The 12,401-nt window shown below is 57.9% G+C and carries 12 protein-coding genes and 1 pseudogene; 6 read left to right on the top strand and 7 right to left on the bottom strand.

Going from position 1 to position 12,401, the window contains the following annotated elements; genetic code table 11:
* Window positions 1–81: 81 nt before the first annotated feature.
* The gene (gene coaD, locus ABJP42_RS08545; RefSeq protein ID WP_348339905.1) at window positions 82–579 is read left to right on the top strand and encodes a pantetheine-phosphate adenylyltransferase; all 498 of its coding nucleotides are present in this window, start codon (window positions 82–84) and stop codon (window positions 577–579) included.
* A gap of 81 nt (window positions 580–660) precedes the next feature.
* Here the strand turns inward: coaD and ABJP42_RS08540 are convergent, their stop codons facing one another.
* Window positions 661–804, bottom strand: a complete 144-nt coding sequence (locus ABJP42_RS08540) for a glyceraldehyde-3-phosphate dehydrogenase (RefSeq protein ID WP_348339904.1) — start codon at window positions 802–804, stop codon at window positions 661–663.
* Window positions 805–908: 104 nt separating this feature from the next.
* The gene (gene gap, locus ABJP42_RS08535; protein ID WP_348339903.1) at window positions 909–1,910 is read right to left on the bottom strand and encodes a type I glyceraldehyde-3-phosphate dehydrogenase; all 1,002 of its coding nucleotides are present in this window, start codon (window positions 1,908–1,910) and stop codon (window positions 909–911) included.
* 242 nt (window positions 1,911–2,152) lie between these two features.
* Between gap and ABJP42_RS08530 the strand changes: the two genes are divergently transcribed.
* Window positions 2,153–3,127 (top strand): DUF808 domain-containing protein, encoded by a 975-nt coding sequence (locus tag ABJP42_RS08530; RefSeq protein ID WP_348339902.1) that lies wholly within the window; start codon window positions 2,153–2,155, stop codon window positions 3,125–3,127.
* A gap of 103 nt (window positions 3,128–3,230) precedes the next feature.
* Entirely contained in the window at window positions 3,231–3,725 is a 495-nt protein-coding gene (locus tag ABJP42_RS08525; protein WP_348339901.1) for a hypothetical protein, read from the top strand.
* 132 nt (window positions 3,726–3,857) lie between these two features.
* On the opposite strand, the gene tkt is transcribed toward ABJP42_RS08525, so the two are convergent.
* Window positions 3,858–5,879 (bottom strand): transketolase, encoded by a 2,022-nt coding sequence (gene tkt / locus ABJP42_RS08520; protein WP_348339900.1) that lies wholly within the window; start codon window positions 5,877–5,879, stop codon window positions 3,858–3,860.
* 269 nt (window positions 5,880–6,148) lie between these two features.
* Here tkt and ABJP42_RS08515 point away from each other — a divergent pair, with 269 nt between their 5' ends.
* Both ABJP42_RS08515 and ABJP42_RS08510 read left to right on the top strand, forming a co-directional pair.
* Window positions 6,149–6,922 carry a coiled-coil domain-containing protein gene (locus tag ABJP42_RS08515; protein ID WP_348339899.1) on the top strand — a complete coding sequence of 258 codons (774 nt, stop codon included), beginning with the start codon at window positions 6,149–6,151 and terminating at the stop codon, window positions 6,920–6,922.
* Entirely contained in the window at window positions 6,922–7,320 is a 399-nt protein-coding gene (locus tag ABJP42_RS08510; protein WP_348339898.1) for a cell division protein ZapA, read from the top strand. Before ABJP42_RS08515 ends, ABJP42_RS08510 begins: the two co-directional genes overlap by 1 nt.
* Before the next feature lie 96 nt (window positions 7,321–7,416).
* Here the strand turns inward: ABJP42_RS08510 and grxD are convergent, their stop codons facing one another.
* The 4 genes from grxD to ABJP42_RS08490 all read right to left on the bottom strand — a co-directional run bounded on the left by grxD (window position 7,417) and on the right by ABJP42_RS08490 (window position 11,824).
* Complete coding sequence (gene grxD, locus ABJP42_RS08505; protein WP_295453453.1) at window positions 7,417–7,779, bottom strand: Grx4 family monothiol glutaredoxin; 363 nt, start codon at window positions 7,777–7,779, stop codon at window positions 7,417–7,419.
* Window positions 7,780–7,896: 117 nt separating this feature from the next.
* Window positions 7,897–8,133: a BolA/IbaG family iron-sulfur metabolism protein gene (locus tag ABJP42_RS08500; protein ID WP_348339897.1), complete on the bottom strand. Its 237-nt coding sequence runs from the start codon at window positions 8,131–8,133 to the stop codon at window positions 7,897–7,899.
* A gap of 167 nt (window positions 8,134–8,300) precedes the next feature.
* Window positions 8,301–10,466 (bottom strand): phosphoribosylformylglycinamidine synthase subunit PurL, encoded by a 2,166-nt coding sequence (gene purL / locus ABJP42_RS08495; RefSeq protein WP_348339896.1) that lies wholly within the window; start codon window positions 10,464–10,466, stop codon window positions 8,301–8,303.
* A 452-nt stretch (window positions 10,467–10,918) separates the two neighbouring features.
* Window positions 10,919–11,824 carry a LysR family transcriptional regulator gene (locus tag ABJP42_RS08490; protein WP_348339895.1) on the bottom strand — a complete coding sequence of 302 codons (906 nt, stop codon included), beginning with the start codon at window positions 11,822–11,824 and terminating at the stop codon, window positions 10,919–10,921.
* Between the two features lie 167 nt (window positions 11,825–11,991).
* Here ABJP42_RS08490 and ABJP42_RS08485 point away from each other — a divergent pair.
* A pseudogene (locus ABJP42_RS08485) lies at window positions 11,992–12,401 on the top strand (indolepyruvate ferredoxin oxidoreductase family protein); the annotation flags it as partial.

Raw genomic sequence — 12,401 nt, 5'->3', positions numbered from 1 at the left:
CCCTCTTGCATCCTCTGCTGTTAAGATGTTTTGGTCTGCGCAAGATCTTAGTTTGAAACAGGACCATGGCAGGAGAGTCCTATGCGTATCGGCTTGTATCCAGGGACATTCGACCCGATCACTTTGGGTCATATCGACATCATTCGCCGCGCCAGCGCTTTAGTGGATAAATTGGTCATCGGGGTTGCGATCAACCGCGACAAGGGGCCGATGTTCACGCTGGAAGAGCGCGTTGTGATGATCGAAGCGGAATGCGCCAAGCTGAGCGAAGAGACCGGCACCGAGATTGTGGTGCATCCCTTTGAGAACCTGCTGATCGATTGTGCTCGCGATGTTGGCGCCCAGATCATTGTGCGCGGCCTGCGGGCTGTGGCGGATTTTGAATATGAATACCAAATGGTTGGCATGAACCGCGTGCTGGATAGCTCGGTCGAGACCGTGTTCCTGATGGCTGAGGCGCGGCATCAGGCCATTGCCTCCAAGCTGGTGAAAGAGATCGCCCGGCTGGACGGGGATGTCTCCAGTTTTGTCACGCCGCTGGTTTTTGACGAGCTGCGTAAGAGGCTTGGCAAAACCTGACAAGTTTAGATCAGGCAGAGCATTTGGCTTTGTGAAAACAACAGGGCGTGGCCGATCACTGGCTGCGCCCTTTGCGTTTTCTCAGCGCCAGAAGGCGATCCAGTCGATCAGTTCGAACAGCTTTTTGCTGAGGAACACCAGATTGGCGCCCTGCGCCAGAACCAGGTCCGCAACAATACCGGTGATCAGGATCAGGCCGAGCCAGATGGCAATCTTATTGGTCATGAGGTTCCGCCAGAATGAAAACGCCCGCTCAGATATGCCTGAGCGGGCGAGAAATCTCAAGAGCAGCTTACCCTTAGCCGGGCAAAGCAGCATTGGTAGCTGGATTAGCCCAACCGGCCCATGGCAACGGCCACATCAGCCATACGGACCGAGAAGCCCCATTCGTTGTCATACCAGGCCAGTACCCGCACCATGCGATCGTCGACAACCCGTGTTTGATCAGGGGCAAAGATCGAGCTTTCTGGCGAATGGTTGAAATCAGTGGAGACCAGCGGCGCAGGCTCATAACCCAACACGCCCTTCATCGGGCCGGTGGCGGCTTCCTGCATCGCGGCGTTGATCTGGTCGGCGGTGACGTCGCGGCTGGCGCGGAAGGTCAGGTCCACAGCCGATACATTTGGCGTAGGCACCCGCATGGCGGATCCATCAAGGCGGCCCTTCAGGTTTGGCAGCACTTCGCCCAGAGCCTTGGCGGCACCGGTGGAGGTCGGGATGATCGACATGGCGGCGGCGCGGGCGCGGTAAAGATCGCTGTGGCGGCGGTCCAGGGTGGGCTGATCACCCGTATAGGCATGGATGGTGGTCATGATGCCATGCTCGATGCCAACGGCCTCGTCCAGCACCTTGGCCAGCGGCGCCAGACAGTTGGTGGTGCAGGACCCGTTGGAGATCATGGTGTGGCTGGCCTTCAGCTCAGCGTCGTTAACGCCAAAGACGATGGTCTTGTCGACGTTTTTACCCGGCGCAGAGAGCAGCACTTTTTTGGCACCGCGTTCCAGATGCGCCTTGGCTTTTTCACCGTCGTTGAATTTGCCGGTGCATTCCAGAACCACGTCACAGCCGGACCAGTCCAGCTCGTCCATGTTGTAGGTCGAAAACATCTGCATGTCGCCGCGGCCCAGGTTCATGGTGCCTTCGCCGGTGGTGACCTCGCCGGGGAAGCGGCCATGCACGGAGTCGTATTTGATCAGATGCGCGGCAGTGTCCAGCGGGCCAGTTGCGTTGACTTTGATCACTTCGATGTCGTCACGGCCAGAGGCGGCGATATGTGACAGGGTGCAGCGTCCGATACGGCCAAAACCGTTGATCCCGACTTTGATGGTCATGAGCATGTCTCCAGGCGAGCTAATCTTGCTGACGCATATAGACCTCATCCCCCTGCTACTAAAGGGGCAAAAACGGCGAAAACCCAACATGTTAGCGCAAAACTCGACCGGTGGCGGTAACGGTTTGCACCGGTGGCGTTAACGGTTTTGGTAACTTTCGCTGCGATGGCGCTAACGCTTGTCATGAGGCACAGATAGGGTAGGTTGCAGGAAATTGCGCGGCTGAGATAAGGGTTTTGGATATGAGCGGTTTGCTGGCTTTGCTGGATGATGTGGCAGGCATTGCCAAAGTGGCTGCGGCCTCGGTTGATGATGTGGCGGCTGCGGCGGGCAAGGCCGGGGCCAAGACCGCCGGGGTGATTATCGACGACGCCGCCGTGACGCCCAAATACGTGCAGGGCTTTGCGCCCGCGCGCGAACTCCCGATCATCTGGCGCATCACCCGGGGGTCGCTGTTCAACAAGCTGATCCTTTTGCTGCCGGTGGCGATGCTCCTGGCGAATTTTGCCCCCTGGGCGATCACGCCGCTCCTGATGCTGGGCGGCAGCTACCTGTGTTTTGAAGGCGCTGAGAAAGTGTTCCATGTGCTCTTCCCCCATGCCAGCCATGAGGTGGAGCAGGATATGGAGGACAAGGATCCCAGTCATCTGGAAGAGCAAAAAATCAAAGGCGCGATCAAGACCGATTTCATCCTGTCAGCAGAGATCATGACCATTGCGCTTTCCGCCATCGAGGCCCCCACCGTCTGGATGCAGGCGGCGACCCTGGCGGTTGTGGCCATTGGCGTTACCGTTGCGGTCTATGGCACCGTGGCGCTGATCGTGAAGATGGACGACGTCGGCCTGTTCCTGACCCGCAATGCGCCAACACCGATTGGCCGGGGCCTGGGCCGTGGCTTGGTGCAGTTCATGCCTAAACTGATGTGGATCCTCTCCGTCGTTGGTACGGCAGCGATGCTTTGGGTTGGCGGGTCGATCATCATCCACGGGCTGGAGGTTCTGGGCTTTGACTGGCTGGGTCACCTTATCCACGACCTAGCCCATGCTGCTGGCCACAAGGTGCCTGAGGCCTGGACCGGGTTTGTCGCCTGGACCTCCAAGGCCACAATGGATGGGATTTTTGGTGTGGCCTGGGGATTGCTGCTGATCCCCGTGGCGACCAAGGTGATCGGGCCGGTGATGACCAAGTTTGGCGGTGAAAAAGGAGCGCTAGAATAGAACGTTTTGCGGGGTTGCCTTCTGCACTCCACGTCCATCACTTTGCGAAGAATCTGAGTGATCGGTTTCGAACGCAGATTGTCCTCGCGGAGTTCTAGAATCCATGAAGTCAGCAAAAATCAATTTTCACAAAGAATTCCCAACGACGCCAGTCAGTGTTTGGGCTGGTGCGCGGTTTCATGCTTGGCGCAGAGAGAACGATGCAACGGGGCATTTGAAACCTATCTATAGGATCCCTCACCCGTTCCCAAAGCAACGCAAAGTATGGTGCCTGCTGGAAGTCCATTTTGATCAGGTGAATTTGATTTTTGCTACGCCACAAGAGCTAGACCAGTTTATTGAAGTTTTGTCTGAGAACCCATTGCCTTCTGGTCGCGCTCTATCTCCGAAATGCTCAGTCGGGCGTCCTCACTATCATTGGCTTGCGAAGCTACCAAGTAAGGTCAAGGTGCTGAAATTTCGGAAGCGTTTATGTGCGTATTTGTTGAAGTGCGAGGAGGCTTCTGATTTTAGATCGTTTTACAAAGATACACCGGTAAGGACTCGTTTTTCAGACTTTTTTGATAGCCATGATGAAGCGAGAGAAGGGCGTCGGTAGAGTGAACAGATATCCTTCAAAGGTCAAAACTCTTTTGAAGCCCTGACAACACAACTTTCGGAGTGGAAGGCGCCCAAAAACGAAAAAGGGCACCCGTTCGGGTGCCCCTTAGTATTCCAATTTTGGTTGAGTTTAACCAAGAAGGTCTTTCACTTTGGCGACGGTGGCCTCGGCGGTGATGCCGAATTTTTCGAACAACTCTCCAGCTGGGGCGGAGGCGCCAAAGCGGTCCATGCCGATAAAGCCAGCCTTTTTGTCCTGGCCGCGCTCACCCATCAGCCAGCGATCCCAACCGCCAGCGCGCATTGCGGCCTCGATGCCGACGCGTACGGGGCCTGCGGGCAGGACCTTGCGGCGGTAGGCTTCGTCCTGGGCGGCAAAGAGCTCCATGCAGGGCATGGAAACGACGCGAGTGCCGATCCCCATCGCTTCCAGTTTGGCCTTGGCTTCCATCGCCAATGAGACCTCAGAGCCGGTTGCGATCAGGATGGCCTGACGCTTGCCCTCCGCCTCGGCCAGCACATAGGCGCCTTTGGCGGTGAGGTTCGATAGCTTGTGCTCAGTGCGCAGGGTGGGCAGGTTCTGACGGGTCAGGGTCATCACCGAAGGGGTGTCCTTCTCGGTGAGGGCAATTTCCCAGGCCTCTGCCGCTTCAACTGCATCCGCGGGGCGGAACACATAGGTGTTGGGGGTGGCGCGGCAGATTGCCAGATGCTCGACCGGCTGGTGGGTCGGGCCATCTTCGCCAACGCCGATGCTGTCGTGGGTCATGACAAACACTGTTGGGATCTTGGACAGGGCGGCCAGACGCATGGCAGGGCGGGCATAGTCGGTGAAGCAGAAGAAGGTGCCACCATAGGCGCGCATTCCGCCGTGCAGAACCATGCCGTTCATCGCGGCAGCCATACCATGCTCGCGGATGCCCCAATAGACATAGCGGCCCTTGCGATTATCGGTGTCAAAGACACCCAGATCGCCGGTTTTGGTATTGTTGGAGCCAGTAAGGTCAGCCGAGCCACCCACTGTTTCATGCATGATCGGGTTGATCACGGCCAGGGCCATCTCGGAGGCCTTGCGGGTGGCAACCTTGGGCTGCTCCTCAGAGACCTGCTTTTTCAGTGCTTTGATCGCAGCCGAGAGCTTCTTTGGCGCTTCCAGCGCATAGGCGCGGTTGAAGCGGTTCTGTTTTTGCTCGGAAACATCAGCAAAGCGGGCTTCCCATTCGGCACGCTCAGCAGCGCCACGGCTGCCAATGGATTCCCACTGGGATTTGATGTCGGCGGGGACTTCAAAGGGGCCGGTGGTCCAGCCATAGGCTTCTTTTGCAGCGGCCATCTGGTCAGCGTCGGTGAGGGCACCGTGGCCTTTGGAGGTATCCTGAGCGGCATGGCCCAGGGCGATATGTGTCTTGCAGGCAATCATCGAAGGTTTCTTCGATTTCTTCGCCGCTGTCAGGGCCTCATCGATGGCAACGGGGTCATGGCCGTCGATCTCGATCACCTGCCAGCCGGAGGCCTTGAACCGCTGCACCTGGTTGGTGCGGTCCGACAGCTCGACAGTGCCGTCGATGGTGATGTTGTTGTTGTCCCAAAGAACAATCAGCTTGCCCAGGGAGTGACGCCCGGCAAGACCGATAGCCTCCTGGCTGATGCCCTCCATCAGGCAACCGTCGCCAGCGATGACATAGGTGTGGTGGTCGACAATCTTGCGACCATACTGGGCGCGCTGCATCTCTTCGGCCATGGCAAAGCCCACGGCGTTGGAAATACCCTGACCCAGCGGGCCGGTGGTGGTTTCAACCGCATCCAGCAGGAAGTTTTCCGGATGGCCTGCTGTCAGCGCGCCCATCTGACGGAAGTTTTTGATCTGCTCCAGTGTCACCTGTTTGTCACCACAGAGGTACAACAGGGAATAGATCAGCATTGAGCCGTGACCGGCAGACAGGATAAAGCGATCGCGGTCGGGCCATTGCGGCGCGGCGGCATCAAACTTCAGGTGCTTTTCAAACAGAACGGTGGCAACATCGGCCATGCCGATGGGCATGCCTGTGTGGCCGGAATTGGCAGCAGCAACGGCGTCCAGTGCCAGGGCACGGATGGCGGCGGCTTTGTTCCAATGATCGGGATTAGCGGTGCGCAGGGCTGTCAGATCCACTGAAGTTTTCCTTTGGGTTACCAGTCTGGTCTGCCGCTCAATAGCAGTGACAGCCCAAAGATCAAGCTTTCTGCGCTATTCCCCGCCGGTAAGGCGAAGTCAGGGCTGCAAGTGCTTGAAAGCAAAGAGGGGGTGTTTTACTCTTGCTTCCGTTAAGCTGGCTGCAAGAGCGACAGGCCAAAGCGATTCGCCAAAGGCCGGGTGTCGCTGTGCTGGAACAAACATGCACAATAAGCATTGGCAGAACTGATGAGGGATGAGGGACAGGCATGACGCAGATCGAAGAGTTGCAGGGTCGCATTCTGACCGCGATGGAGCGGATCAGCGACGGTGTCGGCAAGCTGGAACAGGCAAGTGCCGAGGCCAAGGAAGCCGCCCGCGCGGCCGCGGATAATTCTGATCTGGAGCAGGCTCTGGAAGAAGAAAAAACCGCCAATGCGCAGCTGCAAGAGCGAGTCAAGGTTCTGCATACCCGGATCAAACAGGAAGAAGAAGGCGTCGCCGCAGTCACTCCGGCAGAGCTGGAGGCGCTACAGTCTGAACTGGAGCTGCTGCGCAACGAGGTTGGCAATACTGATGAAAAAGACGCGCTGAAACAGGAAGTCACCCGGCTGAAAGGCGAGCTGGAGAGCGCCGGCAATGGCCTGGCGGCGGAAAAAGAAGCGCTGGAAACTCAGGTCTCCGAGCTTTCAGCGGCCAATGAACAGCTTCAGGCGCAGGTTGCCGAAGCCGCCGGAGCAGGGGAAGCGGATCTGGGCAATGCAGTGGATCAGGCCGCATTGGAGGCCGAAATCACCGCCCTGAAAGCCCAGCTGGAGCAAGCCCAGTCTGCCGCTGCTGAGCCGACTGCGGTTGCGGAGGATGGCGAAGTGGAACAGCTGCGCAGCACCAATGCAGCGCTCACCGCTGAGGTCGAGGCCCTGCAGACAGCTCAGGCTAAGGGACAGGATGAGGTCAACGCGGTGCTGGCCAAGCTTGAACCCTTGTTGGCCAGTGCACAGGCAGTGCCGGAACAAAATCTGCCGGAAGGGGAGGAAGTCTGATGCCGGAAATTACCATTCATATCGGCGGTCGCGGGTTCGAAGTTTCCTGCCAGTTGGGCGAAGAAAGTTATCTGCATTCCGCGGCCAAAATGCTAGATGACGAAGCCCAGGTGCTGTCGGACCAAATTGGTCGGATGCCAGAGGCCCGGATGCTGCTGATGGCAGGCCTGATGCTGGCGGACAAAACCGCCGCCGTTGAGGACCGGATTAAGGACGTTGAGGAGGAACTGGCCGAAAAACTCGCAGAGCTGGACGCGCTGAAGAATGCGCCGGCACCAGAGCCAGAACGCATCGAAGTGCCGGTGGTGCCGCCGCAGGTGCCCGAAACCCTGGCCGAGCTGGCTGCCCGGGCCGAGGCCATAGCGCAGCAGCTGGAAGAAAAAGCCGCTGCGGAGTGATCAATCCGTCTATCGATTGCGGCACTAAATGAAAAAAGCCCCCTCCGATGTGGAAGGGGCTTTTTGCGTTTCTGTAGATTGGGTTAGACCAGAGGATCAGCCGTTGGCTTCGCGGATTTTGTCAGCGGCGTCCTTGTCAAAGGCAATCTCATTGTCGGCAAACATGCCGTCCAGCTCACCCGAGAGGGTCATTTCGGTAATGATGTCGCAACCGCCGACAAATTCGCCCTTGATGTAGAGCTGCGGAATGGTCGGCCAATCGGAATATTCTTTGATGCCGGAGCGGATCTCTTCGTCGGCCAGAACATTCACATCGGTGTAGTCAACGCCGATGTAGTTCAGCACGCCAGCGACGCGAGAGGAGAAGCCACACTGTGGCATGTCCTTGTTGCCCTTCATGAAGAGCACAACGTCATTGGCTTTTACGGTTTCGTCGATGCGGGTCTGTGCGTCGCTCATGTTTAGTTTCCTTTTGGCGGTGCCGCCTGCGGCGGTTTTGTTCGATATAGGGCAAGAGGTCCAACCATGTCCAGATCGCCAACACGGTCAGCGCCGTTGCAGCGATCAGCAGGTCTGTCACTCGGGCGCCTTTGTGGTCAGGGCAAGGGCGTGCAATTCTCCATCTGAACCGTCCATTTTGCCCTTAAGGGCAGCATAGACGGCGCGTTGTTGCTGCACCCGGTTTTTGCCGCGAAAACTCTCGTCAATCACCATGGCAGACATATGCACCCCGTCATGGCCGGCGACCTGAATATCCGCTTCAGGAAAGGTCTCGCGCAGGAGGTCTTCGATTTCTTGGGCTTGCATTGGCATGTGGGCTGTCCTTGGGATTGGTCGTAGTTGGAACTTAGGGTGGGCTTGGGGGCAGTGCAAGCACTCAAGCCGCAGCTTGGCTCCCGCAGGAACCTTCTGCGGCTTGGCCAAAAAAAAAGGCGCGCAGGTTAAGCGCGCCTTTTTGAAACTTCGGATCGGCCTAGGGTTTAGGCCACGGCGGCGGCAAAGCCGGAGCGGAAGATCTCTTGCAGCTCGGCCAGCGGTGCCTCGGAGCCGCCAATTTTGACGCTGTCGCCGGTAAAGCGACCAACGGTTGTGACCGTAACACCGGCCTGACCGGCTGCCAGCATCAGGGCCTCGGCCTGATCAAAGTTGCAGGCCACCAGATATCGGGCCTGATCTTCGCCAAAGAGGCTTGGGGTGTCTGCCGCATCAATCTGCACGCCAACGCTGCCTTCTTCGGCCAGTTCAAAAGCCGCCAAAGCAAGGCCGCCATCGCTGAGATCGGTGCAGGCCTTGATCAGCTCGCGGTTGGCACGGATGAATTCGCCGTTGCGCTGTTCGGCTGCAAGATCCACCGCAGGGGAGTCGCCGTCTTCGCGGTTGAAGACCTCTGCCAGCAGGGCGGATTGTCCCAGATGACCCAGGGTTTCGCCGACCAGAAGGGCGATATGACCGTCGCGGGCCTCGCCGGTGATGGCTTCTTCGCCCGCCGCGATTAGACCTACAGCGCCAATGGTGGGCGTCGGCAGGATGCCTTGACCGTCGGTTTCATTATAGAGCGAGACATTGCCGGAAACGATGGGCATATCCAATGCGGCCACGGCCTCACCGATGCCCTGAAGCGCGCCGACAAACTGGCCCATGATTTCAGGCTTTTCCGGGTTGCCAAAGTTCAGATTGTCGGTTGTTGCCAAAGGTTTGGCGCCAACAGCTGTGAGATTGCGATAGGCTTCGGCCACCGCCTGTTTGCCGCCCTCAACCGGGTTGGCCTTGACGTAGCGCGGGGTCACATCTGAGGTGAAAGCCAGGCGTTTGTCGGTGCCATGCACCCGGATGATGCCAGAGCCGACTCCGGGGCGGCGGGTGGTGTCGCCCATGACGGTGGTGTCATATTGCTCATAGACCCATTGTTTGCCCGCGTAGTTGGGCGAGGCAAGCAGCGCCTTCAACCCATCAATGGGATCAATGGTGGGCACATCCGCATCGGTCAGCGGCTCTGCTGCCGGGGTCGCTACCCAGGGGCGGTCATATTCGGGCGCGGTGGAGGCCAGTTTCGACAGCACCAGATCGGCTTTGACCTCGCCGTTGTGCAGGATCAGGAAGCGATCCTCGGCAATGGTTTCGCCGACGATGGCAAAATCCAGGTCCCATTTTTCAAACACGGCGCGGGCATCGGCCTCAAGCTCGGGCTTCAGCACCATCAACATGCGTTCCTGGCTTTCCGAGAGCATCATCTCGTAGGCTGTCATGTTTTCTTCGCGCTGGGGCACGTCCTCGAGGTTCAGCTTGATGCCCAGCTTACCCTTGTCGCCCATTTCAACAGCCGAGCAGGTCAGACCCGCCGCACCCATGTCCTGGATCGAGATCACCGCGCCGGTCTGCATCAACTCCAGCGTGGCCTCCATCAGGCGTTTTTCGGTGAAGGGGTCGCCAACCTGAACGGTGGGGCGCTTTTCCTCAATGGTGTCGTCAAACTCGGCAGAGGCCATGGTGGCACCGCCAACTCCGTCACGGCCGGTTTTGGCGCCGAGGTAGACCACTGGCATGCCAACGCCCGAGGCGGCAGAATAGAAGATGCTGTCGGTTTTGGCGAGGCCTGCAGCAAAGGCATTGACCAGGCAGTTGCCATTATAGGCCGGGTGGAAGCGGACTTCACCACCAACGCAGGGCACGCCAAAGCAGTTGCCATAGCCACCGATGCCCTCGACCACGCCGTTGACCAGCTGGCGGGTCTTGTGGTGGGCGGGCTCACCAAAGGAAAGCGAGTTCATCGAAGCAATGGGACGCGCACCCATGGTAAAGACATCGCGAAGAATACCACCAACACCGGTGGCCGCGCCCTGGTAGGGCTCAATGTAAGAGGGGTGGTTGTGGCTTTCCATTTTGAAAACCACTGCATCCCCATCGCCAATATCAACGATGCCGGCGTTTTCGCCGGGGCCACAGATCACCTGCGGGCCTTCGGTCGGCAGGGTGCGCAGCCATTTCTTGGAGGATTTGTACGAGCAGTGCTCGTTCCACATGGCCGAGAAGATGCCAAGTTCGGTGAAGCTGGGTTCGCGTCCGATGATCTCGAGGATCATGTCGTATTCTTCGGCGTTCAAGCCGTGGCTTGCGATCAGTTCGGATGTGATGGCTGGTTCTTGCATGGCGCGATATGGCCCCCCATGGTGCTACTGAGGCGGCTTTTAGAGCAAGCCAGCCTGATGGGGAAGGGGGTATCTCAACGCGCCATCGCGTCGAAATGGCTCAGTGTTGTCTATGGAAGGGGAAATACTGCTGTCCTTTTGCGGGTGCTCAGAGTTTGAGCAAAGCTTGAGGCATGCCGCACAAATTGGGGGCAGTCTGATGTTTCAAACCCTGGGGGCGAGCGCGGGGCTTGAAGCCGCCATAGCCCCTGTGCACAAGTGAAAGTGCAAAAAAAAGGCCGAGCACTAAGCTCGGCCGAAGTCCAACAGGGAGGTATGAAGAAAGGCGTTAGCCCGTCTCTTCATAGGCTCCATTTAGGGTCATGATGCTGACCCTTCAAGATGTTTCATGCACGTATAACGGCATTGCTGCTATGCGGTTTTTGCATGGCTCAATGGCGGCTGCTTGAAACTCACAATTTCCCAAGCTCTTTCATGTGCTTGCGATGCGCCATGATCTCGTTCTGCACAAAGTCCCGAAAGGCAGAAACCCGCTGCGAATGGCGCAATTCTTCTGGGTAGGCGAGGTATACCGGCACGCCGTTGTTGTCCTCATTGGGGAGAATCTCAACCAGATCGGGGAAATCCTCGGTGACATAGTCGGGCAGGATGCCGATGCCGAGGTCATGCAAAACGCCCTGTAGCACGCCAAAATAGTTGTTCACAGTCAGTAGCGATCCGGGGTTATGGGTCATCAGCCGCTGCACCAGCACCGAGGCCTGGCCCACCTGGGCTGAACGCTGGTTCTGGCAGATCAGCCGGTGGTGCTTGATATCTGACAGCGAGTCCGGGGTGCCGTTGCGGTCCAGGTAGTCGCGCGACGCATAAAGCCGCATCTGCACCGTCATCAACCGTTTGCGCACCAGATCCGCCTGGCTTGGCTCTTTCATGCGGATGGCCACATCGGCCTCACGCATCGGTAGATCAAGCACCCGTTCCTCGAGCATCAGGTCGATCTTCAGATTGGGATATTGTTCAAACAGTTTGGTCAGGCGCGGCGCCAGCCAGAGGGTGCCAAAGCCAAAGGTGGTGGTGACGCGCAGCTCGCCAAAGACTTCTTCTTCGCTGTCGCGAATTCGGGCCGAAGCCGCCTCCAGTCGTCCGGACATGGATTTGGTGGCATCAAACAGTAATTCGCCCTGTTCCGTCAGGATCAACCCCCGCGCATGGCGGTGAAACAGGGTGGTGTTGAGGCTTTCCTCTAAGGCGCGCACCTGACGGCTGACCGCAGACTGCGACAGGTTCAGCTTGTCCCCGGCATGGGTCAGGCTGCCTGCATCGGCGACCGCATGAAATATTCTGAGCTTATCCCAATCCATATCCGTCTCTTTCGATCTGTCTGTAGCAGACTATATGAAATTACAGGTTTTTATCAATTTTCCATGTCGACGCGAGGGAAAAGTAAAAAAACCGCCTATACAGGTCAGTAATTGTGACCTATTACTGGGTCAAGCAATGCAAGCTAGTTTTTGGTTGGGAGGCCCGGATGAGCACGCAAAAAATCTCGCTAAATGACAAATATGACCTGAGCAAATCGCCCGTTATGTTGAATGGGACGCAGGCTTTGGTGCGTCTGATGATGATGCAAAAGGCGCGGGATACAGCGGCTGGTCTCAACACAGCCGGTCTGGTGACGGGCTATCGCGGCTCACCGCTTGGCGCTGTGGACATGCAGATGCAGCGGGCCGAAAAGCACCTGACAAATTCCGATGTAACCTTCCAATACGGTCTGAACGAAGATCTGGCAGTGACCGCGCTTTGGGGGGCGCAGCAGGCGGAAATCCGCGGAGAGGGCAAATATGACGGTGTCTTTGGCCTTTGGTACGGCAAGGGCCCCGGCGTAGACCGCTCTGGCGATGCCTTCCGCCACGCCAATATGGCCGGCACCTCTAAAAA

The organism is Pseudophaeobacter sp. (genome assembly GCF_039971195.1).
Lineage (GTDB): Bacteria > Pseudomonadota > Alphaproteobacteria > Rhodobacterales > Rhodobacteraceae > Pseudophaeobacter.
Note: the sequence above shows the minus strand (reverse complement) of the source record. Positions and strands in the feature narration are given on the sequence as shown.